Source organism: Hydrogenophaga sp., from assembly GCF_030373245.1.
Classification (GTDB): Bacteria; Pseudomonadota; Gammaproteobacteria; order Burkholderiales; family Burkholderiaceae_C; genus Hydrogenophaga.
In genome coordinates, this window is sequence record NZ_JAUCZF010000003.1 from 175613 (window position 1) to 192943 (window position 17331).

Consider the following 17331-nt stretch of genomic DNA (forward strand, 5'->3'; position numbering starts at 1 on the left):
CATGGCCGACCCCCAGCACCTAGACCAGATCGCCGAGCGCGTCGAGCGCTTGTTGCTGCGACACGAGGAACTGCAGCGCACCAACGCTTTGCTGCACCAGCAGCTGCAAGGGTTGCAGGCCGAGCGGGACTCCCTCAAATCCCGACTCAATGCGGCTCGCGCTCGAATCGATGCCCTGCTCGACCGCCTGCCAGCAGGCGTCCAGCCCTCCTCCACGGATGACGCCCGATGAACAAACCCGCTGCCAAGCAGATCGAGGTCCAGATCATGGGCCAGAGTTACCTGCTGGCCTGCCCCGCCGGCGGCGAGTCGGCGCTGATCGACGCGGTCGAGCGGGTGGACACCGCCATGTGCCGCATCCGCGATGCGGGCAAGGTCAAGGCGCGCGACCGCATCGCGGTGCTGGCCTCGCTCAACCTCGCGTTCGAGCTGTCGCAAAAGGAGTCTGAGGGTCTTCAGGCTCATGCGTCGGCCAGAGAGGCCTTGACTGCAGCCGAGGCACCATCGGTTCAGAGCAACCTGCCGGACCCAGCCGCACAGGCCCGCATTGACGACCTGGTTCGCCGACTCGACGAATCGCTGGGCAGCGACGGTCAGCTGCTCTGAGGCGCCGCCCGTCCGCCGACGGGTCTTTCGGCTTAGTGAGCCCGCACACGGCGGTTAGTACGCCTACAATTTCAACCGTCTGCAGTGCATGCCGGGCTTAATATTTCCTTGAACCAATGCTCATTGAGCACGGGCTTGGTACATTGCCTGACGGGTGTGAGCATCTCGCGTCAGATGAACCCGAAGTCAGGTTGCCCTCGCCCACCTGAACCCCCGGTTCAGGATGACGGTCCGGTGGCACTTGCAGACACCTCATTTCGAACACCCCCCTGCGCCGCTGCGCGGCTTCCCCCCTCTCCTGCGGGAGGGGAGACGCGCCCTGTGGCCCGGCTGAGCCGGTTCCACGGGCGCCCTGGGTCTGCCGTCACCTTCGCCATCACAATCCAATCACGCTGCCTTCACACCCCCTGCGCCGCTGCGCGGCTCTCCCTCTCTGCGGTAGGGGAAGCTCCCCTTCTCTTCCTGAACCCTTTCTTCCGTCCCCGGACTTCCCTGAACCGCCAACAAGGTGGGTTCATGCGCGTCCGGGGCACCCCACTCCATGATGCTCGAACCTCTGTTGATTCTTGAACTCGCCCTGCTCGGACTGGGTACCGGTTTTCTCGCAGGCCTGCTCGGCATCGGCGGGGGCATGATCATGGTGCCCTTTCTCACCATCATCCTCAGTGGGCGCGGCGTATCGCCCGACCTGGCGGTCAAGATGGCGATTGCCACCTCGATGGCCACCATCATCTTCACGTCGCTCTCCAGTGTGCGCGCCCACCACAAGCGCGGTGCGGTGCGCTGGGACATCGTCAAGCTGCTCGCGCCCGGCATCGTGATCGGCGCGGCCATCGCCAGCCTGGGGGTGTTCGCCTTGCTCAAGGGCTCTTGGCTGGCCCTGGTGTTTGCTGGCTTCGTGGGCTTCTCGGCGACGCAGATGTTGCTCAACAAGAAGCCCAAGCCATCGCGCACCCTGCCCGGCCCGGTGGGCACCTTGAGCGCTGGCACGGTGATCGGCTTCCTGTCCGGCCTGGTGGGCGCGGGTGGCGGCTTTGTCAGCGTGCCGTTCATGACCTGGTGCAACGTCGCGATCCACACCGCGGTGGCCACCAGCGCAGCGCTCGGGTTCCCGATCGCCTTGGCCAATGCGCTGGGTTACCTGGTCGCGGGCCAGGGCGTGGCCGAGCTGCCGCCGGGCTCGATAGGCTACATCTACCTGCCAGCCTTGGCGGTGATTGCCAGCGCCAGCGTGTTGATGGCGCCATTGGGCGTGAAGGCCGCGCACGCTCTGCCCATTCCCACGCTCAAGCGCGTCTTCGCCAGCGTGCTGTATCTGCTGGCGGCCTACATGGCCTACAAGGGACTTTCCATCTAGGGACGCGTCAGCCGAGCAGCGGCGCAGAAGCGACCACGATACCGTCTTCATCGGCGTAAAGCCAGTCGCCCGGGCGCACCCACACGCCCTGGATCTGCACCGCCACGTCGCGCTGCCCCTCCTGACGCTTCTCGGTTGGCAGCGGCACCGGCGCAAGCGCGCGGATGCCGGTCTGGCAGAGCGCCAACTCGGCCAGATCGCGCACGCAACCATCGATCACCACGCCCGCCCAGCCATTGCGAGACGCAGCCGCTCCCAGGTTGCCGCCCAGCAAGGCGCGGCGCAGCGAAGCGCCGCCATCAACCACCAGCACACGCCCTTCTCCAGGGCTGTCCACCGCCGCCTTCACCAGCGTGTTGTCTTCAAAACATTTGACGGTGCTCACCGGACCTGAAAACCGATGCACCGCACCAAAATCGCGGAACACCGGAGGCAACACCCGAAAGCCGCCGGTGGTGTCTTGTTTGTGGGCGTCGCAGAGGTCGCAGGTGGCGATGTGGGGCATGGAAATGGGTCTCCGAAAAAAGGCGGAACAGGCGCAAAACGGCTTCAATTTTGACGCAGCCCACGCAGCTTGCTTCTGCCCTCTGACGACGGGCTTTCGCGGCTCGACATGCCGAGTGTTGTTTTCCCCGCCATAGAAGCGTGTTTCCCCTATGAAATCCAACGAAAAACCCGGCGTGCTCCCTTGGAATGCATTGACAACTCCATTAGCATCCGAATCACCGGTGATCGAGCGCGTTCGGTCGCCGGCGTTTGTTCAACTTCTAGAAGGAAATCCAACCATGGCAACTGCAAAAAAAGCTCCCGCGAAAAAAGCGGCTCCGGCCAAGAAGGCTGTCGCGAAAAAAGCGGCTCCCGCGAAGAAAGCGGCACCGGCCAAGAAGGCACCTGCGAAGAAGGCAGCTCCGGCCAAGAAGGCAGCTCCGGCCAAGAAAGCGGCTCCGGCGAAGAAGGTCGCAGCGAAGAAAGCCGCTCCGGCCAAAAAAGCCGCTGCGAAAAAAGCGCCTGCCAAGAAGCGCACCCCGAACGCAGCCTTCATGAAGGCCATGACCCCCAGCGCCGCCCTGGCCGCCATCGTGGGCGCCAAGCCCCTGCCGCGTACCGAGGTGACCAAGCAGGTCTGGGCCTACATCAAGAAAAACAAGCTGCAGGACGAGGTGAACCGCCGCATGATCAACGCCGATGCCAAGCTGAAGGAAATCTTCAAGAAGGCCCAGGCGTCGATGTTCGAAATGACCAAGATGATCAACGATCACCTGAAGTGATCTTCATCGGCCGCGCTGTCGCAAGACAGCGTTTGGCCTTGCAGAAAAGCCGGCTCACGCCGGCTTTTTTTTGCCTGTTCTGCGCGCCACAGGGCCTGCTGCACGCGACCCGATGGAGTTATGGTCGAGGGTCTTGGCTCCATCGGGCGTTCCGTTACGAAATGAGGCTCTGGCATGACACATCGCACACCGACGCGCTTTTCGCTGGCACCGCTCCTGCTGGTCTGCGCCATCATGGCCTCCTGTGCTGGCCCGGTGGGCCATGGCCGGATGACCGGTCAAGCCGCACCCCCGGCACAGCCCGAACAAGCATCGGCCATCAACGCCAAACCAGGCTGGACGTTTCAGCGTCACGCCGTGGCGGCGGCCAACCCGCTGGCCGCCGAGGTGGGTCTCGCTGTGTTGCGCGACGGCGGCAGCGCAGTGGATGCGGCAGTCGCCGTGCAGATGGTGCTCACACTGGTCGAACCGCAGTCCAGCGGCATCGGGGGCGGCGCCTTCCTGATGCACCACGATGGCCGCCGTGTGCAGGCCTTTGACGGTCGTGAAACCGCACCTGCGGCCGCCACGGAACGGCTCTTCCTCGACGACAGCGGCAAGCCCCTGCCTTTTTTGAAGGCCTTGGTCGGTGGTCGATCGGTGGGTGTACCTGGCACGGTCGCCATGCTGGCCCTGGCCCATCGCCAACACGGCAAGTTGCCCTGGGCGCAACTGCTGGCGCCAGCGATTGACCTTTCAGAGCAAGGCTTTGCAGTGAGTCCGCGGCTCCACACCTTGCTCGCTGCCGACACCACGCTCAAGGCCGATCCGGTCGCCGCTGCCTACTTCTACCGAGCCGACGGCCAGCCGCATGCTGTCGGTCATGTGCTGAAGAATCCGGAGCTCGCCGCCGTGCTGCGGCAAATCGCCGCGCAAGGCCCCTCCGCACTGAGCCAGGGACCGGTGGCTCAGGCGATGGTCGACAAGGTTCGGCTGCATCCGAGCAACCCCGGCATGATGACGCTGGACGATCTCAAGCGCTACCAGCCGCGCGAAAGAGACCCGCTTTGCCATGTGTGGCGGGCAAACCAGCGCGACCTGCGCCTGTGTGGTTTCCCGCCGCCCAGCTCGGGAGCGATCGCCATCGGCCAAATCCTGGGGCTGCTTGCGCGCACGCCACAAAGCGAATCGCCACCGACCAGTGGCCAGCAGAAACCCGAGTGGCTGCACGCGTACACCGAAGCGTCCCGCCTGGCCTTCGCCGATCGCGCCTTGTACGTGGCCGATCCCGACTTCGTGCCGGCGCCCGCCGGCCGCTGGACCAGCCTGCTCGATCCGGCCTACCTCGACCAGCGGGCTCTGCTCATCACCCCCACGCGCATGCCGCAAGCGCCCGCCGGTCAGCCGGGGGGAGCGGTGAGTGCGTGGGCACCCATGCCGGAGCAGCCCGAGTACGGCACCAGCCACATCAGCATCGCCGACGCATTCGGCAACACGCTGGCCATGACAACCACCATCGAGTCAGGCTTTGGCGCCCGGCTGATGGTCAACACCAACCAAGGCCGCGCTGGCGGCTTCCTGCTCAACAACGAATTGACCGATTTCAGCTTCGCGCCCACTGATGCGCAAGGCAAACCGGTGGCCAACCGGGTCGAGCCTGGCAAACGTCCACGCTCTTCCATGTCACCCACGCTGGTGTTCGACCACGTCAGCGGCAAGCTCCTCATGAGCGCGGGCAGCCCGGGCGGCGCGTTCATCATCCATTTCACAGCCAAGACCTTGCTCGGCACGCAGCAGTGGGGCCTGAGCCCGCAAGCCGCCATCGACTTGCCCAACCTCGCCACCACCGGTGGCCCGCTGTTCCTGGAAGAAAAGCGCTTTTCAGCCGCCACGGTGCAGGCACTGCAAGCGCTCGGTCACACGGTCAACGAAGTGGCCCTCACCAGCGGCCTGCAGGCCCTTCAACGCAGCAACCTCGACAGCCGACCGGTGTGGCTCGGTGGCGCCGACCCCCGTCGCGAAGGCATCGTGGCAGGCGACTGATCGGACTCAGACCGCAATGGCCTGCGCAGACCCAGCCACCTTGCGCAGTTCAAACTTCTGGATCTTGCCGGTGCTGGTCTTGGGCAGTTCGCCAAACACCACTGCGCGCGGCACCTTGAAGCCAGCCAGGTGCTGCTTGCAGTGCGCCACGATGTCTTCAGGCGACACCTGTGCACCCGCCTTCAACTCCACAAACGCGCAGGGCGTCTCGCCCCACTTCGCATCAGGCTTGGCCACCACGGCCGCGGCCAGCACCGCCGGGTGGCGGTAGAGCACGTCTTCCACCTCGATGCTGGAGATGTTTTCGCCACCCGAGATGATGATGTCCTTGCTGCGGTCCTTGATCTTGAAATAGCCATCGGGGTACTGCACCGCCAGGTCACCGCTGTGGAACCAGCCGCCAGCAAAGGCTTCCTGCGTCGCCTTGGGGTTCTTGAGATAACCCTTCATCGCGATGTTGCCCTTGAACATGATCTCGCCCATGGTTTCGCCGTCCTGCGGCACAGGCAACATCGTCTCCGGATCAAGCACGCGCACGTCTCGTTCCAGGTGGTAGCGCACGCCCTGGCGCGCGTTGAGTCGCGCGCGCTCTCCAATGTCGAGCTCGTCCCAGGCCTCGTGCTTGGCGCAGACCGTGGCCGGACCGTAGACCTCGGTCAGGCCGTACACATGGGTCAGGTCAAAACCCATCTGCTCCATGCCTTCGATCATGGAGGCCGGTGGCGCAGCCCCCGCCACCATGGCTTTCACACCGTCGGGCAGGCCCACCTTCAGGGCGGCCGGTGCGTTGACCAGCATGCCGTGGACGATGGGCGCGCCGCAGTAGTGGGTCACGCCATGGTTGCGCATGGCATCAAAGATCGCTTGCGCCTCCACCCGGCGCAGGCACACGTTCACCCCGGCGCGCGCCGCCACGGTCCACGGAAAGCACCAGCCGTTGCAGTGAAACATGGGCAGCGTCCAGAGGTAGACCGCGTGCTTGGGCATGTCCCACTCCATCACGTTGGAGATCGCGTTCATCGCTGCACCCCGGTGGTGGTAGACCACACCCTTGGGGTTGCCTGTGGTGCCACTGGTGTAGTTCAGCGCAATCGCATCCCACTCTTCGGCGGGCAGGCTCCAGGCAAACGCCGCGTCACCGGTGGCCAGGAAAGCCTCGTAGGTGCTGCTTCCCACGCGCTGTCCAGCGCCGGTGTACAGCGCGTCCTCCACGTCGATCACCAGCAGCGGTGTGCTCGCCTTGCGCAGGCTCAGGGCCTTTTGCAGCGTGGCGGAGAACTCGGGATCCACGATCACCGCCCTGGCCTCGCCATGGTCGAGCATGAAGGCAACCGCCTCCGGATCCAGCCGCGTATTGAGCGCGTTGAGCACCGCGCCGGCCATCGGCACACCAAAGTGCGCCTCCACCATGGGTGGCGTGTTGGGCAGCATCACGGCCACGGTGTCGTTCTTGCCGATGCCAACGCGATGCAATGCGCTGGCCAGCCGCCGGCAGCGGGCGTAAGTCTCACCCCAGGTCTGGCGCAGCTCGCCATGCACCACGGCCAACCGATGGGGGTAGACCTCGGCGGTGCGTTCGATGAATGACAGCGGAGAGAATGCCGCGAAGTTGGCTTCGTTGCGCGGGAGGTCTTGGTCGAAGATGCTGGTCATGGCAGTTTGTCTCCTGGTGTGAACGGGTCTTGGAGCCCTTGCGCGAGAATACCCCTGTGGCCATCCCCCAGACCTTCATCCAGGAACTGCTCAACCGCGTGGACGTGGTCGATGTGGTCGGGCGCTACGTGCAGCTCAAGAAGGGCGGCGCCAACCTGATGGGCCTGTGTCCGTTCCATGGCGAGAAGTCACCCTCGTTCAGCGTCAGCCCGACCAAGCAGTTCTATCACTGCTTCGGCTGCGGGGCCAACGGCAACGCCATCGGCTTCCTCATGGAACACGCCGGCATGAGCTTCATCGAGGCGGTGAAAGACCTCGCCCAGCAGACCGGCATGCAGATTCCGGAGGACGAGGCTTCACCACAAGACCGAGAGCGTGCCGCGCAGCAACGCCAGAGACAGGTCACGCTCAACAGCGTGCTCGACAAAGCGGCCCACGCCTACATCCAGCAGCTCAAGGTCACCCCGCGCGCGGTCAGCTACCTCAAAGGCCGTGGCCTGTCGGGCGAAGTCGCCAAGACCTTTGGCCTGGGCTATGCGCCTGAAGGCTGGCGCGCACTCGCTGGCGTGTTCCCCGACTACAGCGATCCCTTGCTGGTCGAGTCCGGCCTGGTGATCGAACACGCAGACGAAAAGGGCGCCGACGGCGAGAGCAAGCGATACGACCGCTTCCGCGACCGCATCATGTTCCCCATCCGCAACGTCAAGGGCGAGTGCATCGGCTTTGGCGGGCGCGTGCTTGATCAGGGCGAACCCAAATACCTCAACTCGCCCGAAACGCCCGTGTTCAGCAAGGGCCGTGAGCTCTACGGCCTGTTCGAGGCCCGCACCGCCATCCGCGTGGCCGGCTACGCGCTGGTCACCGAGGGCTACATGGACGTGGTCGCCCTGGCCCAGCTCGGCTTTGCCAACTGCGTGGCCACGCTGGGCACGGCCTGCACGCCCGAGCACGTGCAAAAACTCTTCCGCTTCACCGACTCGGTGGTGTTCAGCTTCGACGGCGACGGCGCGGGCCGACGCGCGGCCCGCAAGGCGCTGGACGCCGCCCTGCCGCTGGCCACCGACACGCGCAGCGTGAAGTTCCTGTTTCTGCCCGCCGAGCACGACCCCGACAGTTTCATCCGCGCGAACGGCAGCGAGGCCTTTGCACAGGCTGTCAAGGAAGCGGTGCCGCTGTCGCGCTTCCTGATCGACTCGGCCGCCGCCGACTGCGACCTGGCCACCGCCGAGGGCCGAGCCCGCATGGCCAGCCAGGCGCGTCCGCTCTGGACCGCCCTGCCCGACGGCGCCCTCAAGCGCCAGCTGATCGGAGAGTTGGCGGAGGGCGTTGCGCTGGACAGCCAGGATCTGCTGCAGCTCTGGCAGCAGCCTGCCGGGCGCGGGCGCTCAGCCGAAACCTCGCGCTCGCGGGCGCCTGACGGAGAAAGCCGGCCGGGCGGCCAGCGCAGTGCTTATGGCACGCATGCAGGCGCGACACGGCGCAGCAACCGCAGCGGCGGGACGCGCCGCGGTGTGGCGAGTCGGGCCGACCGCGCCATGGGCCTGTTGATGGTCAATGCGCGGGCATGGGACAGCCTGTCAGCTGATGACCATGCCATGCTCTCGCAGCTCAGCGAAGCCCATGCGGGCGCCTTTGCCTGGCTGGAGTCCCAGCTGAACGAACACGGACCGCAGTCCTGGGCAGCGCTGCGCGAGGCGCTTCGGGGACATGAAAGCGAGACCTTCATCTGCACCCAGGTCGAAGCCGTGCTGCTCGGCGCGGCCGATACCGACAGCGACGCCGAGCTCAGCGAGCTGGCGGGCGTGATCAACCAGTTGCGCATCGACAACCTTCAGCGCCAGAGCCAGGCCCTGAGCGAGCAAGGAGCCCACGACCCGGCGGCACTGCGGAGACTGCAAGACATCAACGGGCGCATCAAAGCCCTGAAAGCGGGCCAACCGGTATAATCCAAGGTTTTGCACCGCAAGCGCGACAGCAGCACCTCCGGACACGGCCTGACCCCAGCACAGGGGCGACACGGATTCTTTTCCTGGCCACCTCAGCGACCACAGCGGTCCTGACGGAACCCCGCAAGGGCTGCACACCAAATGTTCGCCCACCCAGCTTGCAGACCTGCCCTTTCCGGCGAAAGGCAGGTGGGGTGCCCAACAAAGTCACCGGGACTGCCCGCCTGAATGGGGTTGTCTGGCGATGTTTGTGTGATCTGCCGGTTCCATTTCTGACGTTTTTTTTGAGGTGCCCATGCCTGCGAAGAAGTCCAGTACGCCTGCCGTTTCCCGCACAAAACCCGCACAGAAAGCCACGCCCAAGGCGGCCGCTCCCAAAGTGCAACCCAAGGTTGCGCCACCGAAGAAAGCTCCTGTTTTGAAGTCTGCCCCCCCCGTTCCCAAAGCCGCGGCCAAGCCTGCGGCCAAAGCCCCCGCCAAAGCCGCTACCGACACCAAGGCCGCGGCCTCCTCCCGCAAAGTCGCTGCCGATGCCGAGGCCGGTCTGCTCGCGCTGACCATCGCCGCACCCGTCAAAAAGGCCGCAGGCCGACCAGCCAAGGCCGCTGATGGCGCCGCCGCCAAGACCCCGGCCAAGCGCGGCCGCAAGCCCAAGGCGAGCAGCGCGTCCGCCAAGTCCGGTCGCGACATGGACGATACCGATCTGTCCGACATTGAATCTGATCTCGAGGGCGAGCCGGAAGAAGCCAGCACCGACACCACCGAGGTGGTGGAAAAGGTCAAGCCGCTGCGCATGAAAATCAGCAAGGCCAAAGAGCGCGCGCTGATGAAGGAATTTGGTCTGGACGACTCTGTCCTGTCCGAAGAAGAAACCAAAAACCGCCGCGACCACCTCAAGGCACTGATCAAGCTGGGCAAGACGCGCGGCTACCTGACCCACGGCGAAATCAACGACCACCTGCCCGACAAGCTGGTCGAGGCCGAGACGCTGGAAGTGGTGGTGTCTTTGCTCAACGACATGGGCGTGGCCGTCTACGAGCAGACGCCCGATGCCGAAACCCTGCTGCTGAACAACACCGGTCCTTCGGCCGCCACCGAAGAAGAAGCGGAAGAGGAAGCCGAAGCCGCACTGTCCACGGTGGACAGCGAATTCGGCCGCACCACCGACCCGGTGCGCATGTACATGCGCGAGATGGGCACGGTCGAGCTGCTCACGCGTGAGGGCGAGATCGAGATCGCCAAGCGCATCGAAGGTGGCCTGAACGACATGATGGCAGCCATCAGCGAAAGCCCGGCCACCATCGCCGAGGTGCTCGCGCTCGCCGAAGAGATCCGGGAAGGCAAGGTCGTGATTTCCACCGTGGTCGATGGCTTCGCCGACGCCGACGAGGCCGACGACTACGTGGCCGAAGAAGACTTCGACGAGTACGACGAGGAAGACGACGACGACGGCAAGGGTGGCTCCAAGGCACTCACGCGCAAGCTCGAAGAACTCAAGCGCGAAGCGCTGGAGCGTTTCGACACCATGCGCAACCAGTTCGAGAAGCTGCACAAGACCTACGACAAGGAAGGCTACGGAACGCCCACCTACGTGAAGACGCAGAAAGCCATCACCGAAACGCTGATGTCGATCCGCTTCACCGCCAAGACCATCGAAAAACTCTGCGGCACCATGCGCGCGCAGGTCGACGAGGTGCGCAAGAAGGAGCGCGAGCTGCGCCGCATCATCGTGGACAAGTGCGGCATGCCGCAGGAAAAGTTCATCGCCGATTTCCCGGCCAACCTGCTCAACCTCAAGTGGGTGGAGAAGCAGGCGGCAGCGGGCAAGTCCTGGAGCGTGGTGATGGAGCGCAACATCCCGCCGGTGCAAGAGCTGCAGCAAGGCCTGATGAACATCCAGAGCAGCGTGGTCGTGCCGCTGGCACACCTGAAAGACATCCACAAGCGGATGAACTCGGGCGAGTCCACCTCGCGCGATGCCAAGAAGGAAATGATCGAGGCCAACCTGCGCCTGGTGATCTCGATTGCGAAGAAGTACACCAACCGCGGCCTGCAGTTCCTGGACCTGATCCAGGAGGGCAACATCGGCCTGATGAAGGCGGTGGACAAGTTCGAGTACCGCCGCGGCTACAAGTTTTCGACCTACGCCACCTGGTGGATCCGCCAGGCTATCACCCGATCGATCGCCGACCAGGCGCGCACCATTCGTATCCCGGTGCACATGATCGAGACCATCAACAAGATGAACCGCATCAGCCGCCAGCACCTGCAGGAGCACGGCTTTGAACCCGATGCGTCCATCCTGGCCGAGAAGATGGAGATGCCCGAGGACAAGATCCGCAAGATCATGAAGATCGCGAAAGAGCCGATTTCCATGGAAACGCCGATCGGCGACGACGACGATTCGCACCTGGGCGATTTCATCGAAGACCAGGCCAACACCGCGCCGATCGAGGCCGCGATGCAGGCCGGCCTGCGCGAAGTGGTCAAAGACATCCTCGACAGCCTCACGCCGCGCGAAGCCAAGGTGCTGCGCATGCGTTTCGGTATCGAGATGTCCACCGACCACACGCTGGAAGAGGTGGGCAAGCAGTTTGACGTGACGCGCGAACGCATCCGCCAGATCGAGAGCAAGGCGGTGCGCAAGCTCAAGCACCCCAGCCGCTCCGACAAGCTGCGCAGCTTCATCGACTCGATCTGAACCCGGTCTTGCCCGCAGAAAAGAAAGGAGCCTTCGGGCTCCTTTCTGCTTTTTGGGTACATCGCCTCATGCACAGACAGCATGGGCATTTCGGGCACACCGCTTGAAATACTAGGGTTAACCCTTAATCTAGGAGCCTCTGTTGTTGAAGCCGATCCCCGGCCGTTCCGTTCATGTACACCGTGTTTGCTTTCCTGACCCGCCTGCGCTACCGCTTCTCAAGCCAGCCCCGGCTCTGCGCCACGCCGGGCGCGCGCCAGCCCCGCGCCTGAGCGTTCCGAGGTGACTGCGCGGCGAAGAGACGCCGACCACAATGGGCCTTCCTTTCGGAACGCCCATGTCCACACCTCACCCATCCCCGCCGTCCGCTGACGGCTGCCCCACTGGAGCGCCCGCGTGGCATGCCCCGTTCGCGCCGGTCCGTCCGGTGCGAACGCCTGAGGATGTGCGCGCGCTGGAAGCCACACCCCTGGCCGAAGCCATCCGCCCGCGCAGCACCTACGAGCTGATCCGCAACAGTGCGCATGCCTTCGGCGACAAGACCGCCCTCACCTTCCTGCCCACCGCCGAGCCGGGTGCGCCGGCAGTGCGCTGGTCGTATGCGGACCTGCTGGCGCGCGTTCACCAGACCGCCAATGCCTTGCACCGCCTGGGTCTGCAGCCCGGCGACGCGGTGGCGATGCTGTTGCCGGGTTGTCTGGAATACCACCTGGCCCTGTGGGGCGGGGCTGCCGCTGGCATCGTGCAGCCGCTCAACCCGCTGCTGAGCGACGAAAAACTCGCCTCGCTGATGAACGCAGCGCAAGCCCGGGTGCTCATCGCCTGGGGCGACGAAGCCTCCGAGAGCGACACCGGGCTCTGGGCCAAGGCGCAGCGCGTGCGAGGTCTGGTGCCCACGCTGCGCACCGTGCTGCGCGTGACGCCGCACGGCGAAACCGCGCCACCGACCCTACCGGCCGGCTGCCTGGATTTCCACGCCCTCATCGCTGCCGAGCCAGACGATCGCCTCGTCAGCGGCCGCCAGATCGCGCCCACCGACATCGCTGCCTACTTCCACACCGGTGGCACCACCGGCGCGCCCAAGCTCGCGCGCCACAGCCACGGCGCGCAGGTGTTCACCGCCTGGGCCTGCGTGCAGCTGCAAGGCGTTCGCGTGGACGACGTGGCCATCAACGGTTACCCGCTGTTTCATGTGGCCGGCGTGCTGCCGGGATCACTCACCTCGCTGAGCGCCGGCGCCGAAACCGTCATCCCCACGCCCGCGCTGTTTCGCAACAAGGCCGTGATCGCCAACTACTGGAAGCTGGTGGAAGCGCACAAGGCCACCGTGCTCACCGGTGTGCCGACCGTGCTCGCCGCGCTGGCCAACGTAGCGGTGGGCGATGCCGACCTCTCCAGCCTGCGCTACGGCCGCACCGGTGCCGCGCCCATGCCCGGCGAACTCGCCGCCCGGCTCAAGCAGCTGATCGGCATCCAGGTGCACGAAAGCCTGGGCATGACCGAGATGGCCGGCATCTCCACCATCACCCCACCGGGCATGACCTCCCCGCCCGGCTGCGTCGGCATCCGCCTGCCCTACACGAAATGGCGCATCGTGGCGCTGGACGAGCAAGGCGGTGCCAGCGACCGCGAATGCGCACCTGGCGAGGCCGGCATGGTGCTGTTCAAAAGCCCCAATCTGTTCTCCGGCTTTCTGGACGAAGCCGACAACCAGCACGCCTTCACGCCAGATGGCTGGCTGGCCACCGGCGATCTCGGCCACATCGACGACCAGGAGCGCCTGCACCTGAGCGGCCGAAGCAAAGACCTCATCATCCGCAGTGGCCACAACATCGATCCCAAGGTGATCGAAGACGCCCTGGCCGCCCACCCCGCGGTGCAACTCTGCGCCGCCGTCGGCGCGCCCGACGCCTACGCCGGCGAGCTGCCCGTGGTCTTCGCCACCCTCATCCCCGGCGCCGTCGCCACGGAAGAAGAACTGCTGACCTTCGTGAGCGAGCGGGTGGACGAACCCCCGGCAAGACCGAAGCGCGTGACGATCCTGGACACCATGCCCCTGACCAACGTGGGCAAGATCTACAAGCCGGATTTGCGGAAGATGGCAGCGGCGCCAAAGGCCGCGGAGCGTTGAGCGCAGCCGCTCAGGCTGGCTCGGTCAACTCGGCGCCGAGGTCGCCCGCAATCAGCTTGAACTGTTCCAGCGCAGCCTGCAGGTCTTCCACGATCTCCTGTGCGATCACCTCGGGCGCGGGCAGGTTGTCGCTATCGGCCAACGAATCGTCCTTCAGCCAGAAGATGTCGAGGCTCGCTTTGTCGCGGGCGGTGATGTCTTCATAGCTGTAGTCGCGCCAGCGGCCTTCGGGCTGCTCCGCGCTCCAGGTGGCCTGGCGTTGCTGGCGATTGCCCGCGTTGTAGAGCGTCACGAATTCTTCAAGGTCCTCGCGCCGCAGCGGGTTGGTCTTCAGCGTGAAATGCTTGTTGGTGCGCAGGTCGTAAATCCAGAGCTTCTTCGTCCACGCCGTTTCGCTGGCCGGCTTCTTGTCAAAGAACAGCACATTGGCCTTCACGCCCTGCGCATAAAACAGGCCGGTGGGCAGGCTCAAGAGGCGCAGCGTGTGGCCGGTGGGGGCGGTGTCAAACACCACGTGGTCGCAGCGGCTTTCCCCGCCCTCGCCCGCCAGCAGCGCGGCGAATTCGTCGAAGGCGGCGATCTCGGTGGTGCACGCGCCCGAGAGCTGCTCGCGCACGGTCTGGCGCTCTGCATCGCTTGCGCTGGCTTCCAGTTGCGCCAGCACACGCTGGCGGTAGGCCTCGGCGGCGGTGTCGGGATCGATGTTGAGCATCTCAAGCCCGGGCACGCCGGGTACGGCCACCGGCTGGTTGGACAGCGCCACGCCGAGCATTTCGTCGAGGTTGGACGCGGCATCGGTGCTCACCAGCAACACGCGTTGCCCGCCATCGGCCAGACGAATAGCAGCGGCGGTGGCGAGCGAGGTCTTGCCAACGCCGCCCTTGCCTGTGAAAAACAGGTAGCGGGTAGCTGCCGCGACAAAGCCGGGAATGGGGGTGGGGTTCATGGCCCACAGCTTGGCACGAAGCGCCCGCCCAGACCCTGATGCGCATCAAGCGCGATGGAACTTCAGGCGCCGGGCAAGGTGACGGTGACCGCCAGCCCAGGCTGCGCATTGCGCACTTCAAACCGCCCGCCGTGCGCGCTGGCCACCAGCTTGCACAGGTAGAGCCCCAGGCCGACGCCGCCGGTGCTTCGGGTGCGCGCGCTCTCGGGCCGGTAAAAGGCCTGGGCCAGCTGGGGCAGCTGGTCTTCGGGCACACCTGGCCCGTGGTCGCGCACCTCGATCTGCAGGCCTTTCCCTGCTTTGCGCAGGCTGAGCTCGGGCGGATGCAACGCGCCGGCGCTGTGGCGCAGGGCGTTGTCGAGCAGGTTGCGCAGCAGCAGGCGAATGCGGGTGGGGTCCAGCGCGAGGCGGGGCAACGCAGGATCGGTGTGCAAGGTGATCTCGGGCCGCGCGCCAGCGCGCTCGGGCTGACGCGCCAGCACCTCGGCCACCACCTCACCGGCCAGCGCAGCCAGGTCGACGGGCTCGCGCTGCAGCGCGGCGTGGTTGCCCGAGAGGCGCTCGCTCTCCAGTAGGTCGGTGATCAGCGTGGCCATCTCTTGCAGGTCGCGCAGCAGCGCCAGGCGCTGTGGATTGACGTCGGCGGTTTCGGGCAGCAGCTCGGTGTTGAGGCGGGCGCGGGTGAGCGGGCTGCGCAGCTCGTGGCTGATGGCCAGCAGCAGCGCGCGCTTGGCCTCCAGCATCTGGTGGATGTCCTGCCCCATGGTGTTGATGGTGGCGGCGAGCTGGCCCAGCTCGTCGGGCCGTGTCGGGCGCTGCACGGGAATGGGCTGGCCAAACTCGCCAGCGCCAAAGCGCTGGGCACCGGCGCGGATGGCATCCAGCGGGCGCAGCAGGCGGCGCACATACAGCCAGGCGAGCATCGTGAGCACCAGCAGCGCGGTGATGGCGAAGCCCACCAGCCGCGGGCGGCGCTCAAACACGGCCTCGTTGATGCCGAACTCGATGGTGTGGCCGTCGGCCGTGGTTCGATGCAGGATGCGCTGCCACTCCCGATCACCATTCCCGCGCTCGCCGTCCCAGCCGCGGCCGTCGGTCTGATCCCAGCGCTCGCGCTGCCAGTCGGGGCGCTGCTGCTCGGGGTGAGAGGACCAGGTGATCTGCGGCCCGGTGATGCGCACGGTGAGCGGCAGTCGCTGAGTGAGCGCCAGTGCGGCAGCTTCGCTGGGCGTGCCGCTGGCGGTGATGTCGGCGGCGAGGTGATCGACATAGTCCATCAGCAGCGGGCGCGCGGCTTCGCGCCAGCCGAGCGAAAACGCCTTCTGCGCCCCGCTGAAAAACACGCTGGTCATCGCAGCGGCGAGCAGCAGAAACACCAGCACCAGGCGCAGCTTGATGGAGGTGCCGAGCGCCAGGCGCGCGCGGCGGTGCCAGGGTGTCGGCGCCTGAGCGGCGATGGTTGGCTCGCTCATGTGGCTCGGCGCAGCGCCAGCGCGTAGCCGGCGTTGCGCAGGGTCTTGATACAGTCCAGCGGCTCCAGCTTCTTGCGCAGCCGGCTGATGACGATGTCGACCGCGCGCGTCAGCAGCTCGGCCTCGTGACCGCGCAGGTGGTTCAGGATGTCGTCGCGGCTGTAGACCTTGCCCGGCTCGCGGGCCAGCAACAGCAGCAGTTCGTACTCGGTTCCCGTGAGGTCGACCGCTTCGCCCTGGCGCGACACTTCCCGGCGCACCGGGTCGATCACCAGGCCTTCAAACACCAGCTCACCCGGCGCGCGCACCGCTGCCTTCACGGCACCCGTTCGCCGGCGCAGCAGGGTCTGAATGCGCGCCACCAGCTCGCGCGGCTCGAAGGGCTTGGGCAGGTAATCGTCCGCGCCCAGCTCCAGACCGACCACGCGGTCCATCACATCACCGCGCGCAGTGAGCATGACGATGGGGATATCGCTTTCCTTGCGGATGGTGCGACACAGCTCGAAGCCGTCCATCTCGGGCAGCATCACATCGAGAATGGCGGCGTCAAACGGCTGGCGCCGCAACAGCGCCAGCCCATCGCTGGGCTTGAAGGCGTGGGTGAGGCCGAGCTCGAAGCGCTGGAAATAGGTGGCCAGCGGCGGGCCGAGCTGTTCGTCGTCGTCGATGAGCAAGATGCGGTGCATGCGGCATTCTCACACCGCCGCGCGGGCCCAGACTTCTGGGCGCTGCGCGGCGGCACAGCAGCAGAGGTGATCAGCCGCGACCCCACCAGCCACCGCGCTTGTCCATGCGCTCGCGCACCTGGGCCTGCTGGGCGGGGTTGAGGCTGTCGTAGAAGTCGGCCATGGCGGCGATCACCTTGGGGCCGCCGGCCTGCACCACTTCGGTCTTCTGGGTCAGCAGTGTCTGGGCGCGGGCGCGATCAAACTTCTCGCCAGCGACCAAAGCCTTCATCTCGGCGCGCGGGGCGGCGCTGTCACCGCGCAAGGCCTTGCGTTGCGCGATCATTTCGTCGGCCAGCACGCCGAGCTTGAGCTTCTGCGCTTCGTTGAGTTCGAGCTTGTCGCTCACGCGCTCGATCACCTTGCCACGCATCTCGACCACGCGCTCTTCGCTCATGGGGCCGCGCTCATGGCCGCCGCGGTGGCCGCAGGCAGAGAGGCCGCCCAGCAGGATGGTGGCGCCGGCAACGCCGATAAGGGTTTTCTTGATCCAGGGTTTCATGA

14 protein-coding genes, 1 other RNA gene and 1 pseudogene are annotated in these 17331 nt (G+C 65.8%); 9 read left to right on the forward strand and 7 right to left on the reverse strand.

The features are described 5' to 3' along the window. Window position 1: 1 nt before the first annotated feature. From QUV25_RS08900 to QUV25_RS08915, 4 genes are all read left to right on the forward strand, one after another. Window positions 2-232, forward strand: coding sequence for a DUF904 domain-containing protein (locus tag QUV25_RS08900; protein ID WP_300863265.1), 231 nt, complete (start codon window positions 2-4; stop codon window positions 230-232). Continuing rightward, entirely contained in the window at window positions 229-606 is a 378-nt protein-coding gene (locus QUV25_RS08905; protein ID WP_300863266.1) for a cell division protein ZapA, read from the forward strand. Before QUV25_RS08900 ends, QUV25_RS08905 begins: the two co-directional genes overlap by 4 nt. 73 nt (window positions 607-679) lie before the next feature. Beyond that, a non-coding RNA gene (gene ssrS, locus QUV25_RS08910) (6S RNA) lies at window positions 680-859 on the forward strand. Between the two features lie 288 nt (window positions 860-1147). Then, window positions 1148-1963 (forward strand): sulfite exporter TauE/SafE family protein, encoded by an 816-nt coding sequence (locus QUV25_RS08915; RefSeq protein ID WP_300863268.1) that lies wholly within the window; start codon window positions 1148-1150, stop codon window positions 1961-1963. Between the two features lie 7 nt (window positions 1964-1970). Here QUV25_RS08915 and rraA read toward each other — a convergent pair whose 3' ends face one another. Continuing rightward, a complete protein-coding gene (gene rraA / locus QUV25_RS08920) occupies window positions 1971-2468 on the reverse strand; it encodes a ribonuclease E activity regulator RraA (RefSeq protein WP_300863269.1) in 498 nt (165 codons plus the stop codon). Between the two features lie 280 nt (window positions 2469-2748). On the opposite strand from rraA, the gene QUV25_RS08925 reads away from it, so the two are divergent. Together QUV25_RS08925 and QUV25_RS08930 are read left to right on the forward strand one after the other, a co-directional pair. Further along, on the forward strand, window positions 2749-3231 hold the full coding sequence (locus tag QUV25_RS08925) for an SWIB/MDM2 domain-containing protein (RefSeq protein WP_300863572.1): 483 nt from the start codon (window positions 2749-2751) through the stop codon (window positions 3229-3231). A gap of 234 nt (window positions 3232-3465) precedes the next feature. After that, on the forward strand, window positions 3466-5253 hold the full coding sequence (locus QUV25_RS08930; RefSeq protein ID WP_300863573.1) for a gamma-glutamyltransferase family protein: 1788 nt from the start codon (window positions 3466-3468) through the stop codon (window positions 5251-5253). 6 nt (window positions 5254-5259) lie between these two features. On the opposite strand, the gene QUV25_RS08935 is transcribed toward QUV25_RS08930, so the two are convergent. Beyond that, window positions 5260-6906, reverse strand: a complete 1647-nt coding sequence (locus QUV25_RS08935) for an acyl-CoA synthetase (protein WP_300863270.1) — start codon at window positions 6904-6906, stop codon at window positions 5260-5262. A 56-nt stretch (window positions 6907-6962) separates the two neighbouring features. On the opposite strand from QUV25_RS08935, the gene dnaG reads away from it, so the two are divergent. The 3 genes from dnaG to QUV25_RS08950 all read left to right on the forward strand — a co-directional run bounded on the left by dnaG (window position 6963) and on the right by QUV25_RS08950 (window position 13684). Next, window positions 6963-8852 carry a DNA primase gene (gene dnaG / locus QUV25_RS08940; protein WP_300863272.1) on the forward strand — a complete coding sequence of 630 codons (1890 nt, stop codon included), beginning with the start codon at window positions 6963-6965 and terminating at the stop codon, window positions 8850-8852. A gap of 295 nt (window positions 8853-9147) precedes the next feature. Continuing rightward, window positions 9148-11553 carry an RNA polymerase sigma factor RpoD gene (gene rpoD, locus QUV25_RS08945; protein ID WP_300863274.1) on the forward strand — a complete coding sequence of 802 codons (2406 nt, stop codon included), beginning with the start codon at window positions 9148-9150 and terminating at the stop codon, window positions 11551-11553. Window positions 11554-11890: 337 nt separating this feature from the next. Beyond that, the gene (locus QUV25_RS08950; RefSeq protein ID WP_300863276.1) at window positions 11891-13684 is read left to right on the forward strand and encodes an acyl-CoA synthetase; all 1794 of its coding nucleotides are present in this window, start codon (window positions 11891-11893) and stop codon (window positions 13682-13684) included. A gap of 10 nt (window positions 13685-13694) precedes the next feature. Here the strand turns inward: QUV25_RS08950 and QUV25_RS18255 are convergent, their stop codons facing one another. The 5 genes and pseudogenes from QUV25_RS18255 to QUV25_RS08970 all read right to left on the reverse strand — a co-directional run bounded on the left by QUV25_RS18255 (window position 13695) and on the right by QUV25_RS08970 (window position 17329). Next, window positions 13695-14156, reverse strand: a complete 462-nt coding sequence (locus tag QUV25_RS18255; RefSeq protein WP_366945654.1) for an N-6 DNA methylase — start codon at window positions 14154-14156, stop codon at window positions 13695-13697. Beyond that, window positions 14145-14630, reverse strand: a pseudogene (locus QUV25_RS18260) (TRC40/GET3/ArsA family transport-energizing ATPase); the annotation flags it as partial. The gene QUV25_RS18255 and the pseudogene QUV25_RS18260, both read right to left, overlap by 12 nt. A 62-nt stretch (window positions 14631-14692) precedes the next feature. Next, window positions 14693-16102, reverse strand: a complete 1410-nt coding sequence (locus QUV25_RS08960) for a HAMP domain-containing sensor histidine kinase (protein ID WP_300863278.1) — start codon at window positions 16100-16102, stop codon at window positions 14693-14695. Continuing rightward, on the reverse strand, window positions 16099-16788 hold the full coding sequence (locus tag QUV25_RS08965) for a response regulator transcription factor (protein WP_300863280.1): 690 nt from the start codon (window positions 16786-16788) through the stop codon (window positions 16099-16101). Before QUV25_RS08965 ends, QUV25_RS08960 begins: the two co-directional genes overlap by 4 nt. Window positions 16789-16858: 70 nt before the next feature. Further along, complete coding sequence (locus tag QUV25_RS08970) at window positions 16859-17329, reverse strand: Spy/CpxP family protein refolding chaperone (protein WP_300863281.1); 471 nt, start codon at window positions 17327-17329, stop codon at window positions 16859-16861. Window positions 17330-17331: the final 2 nt, after the last annotated feature.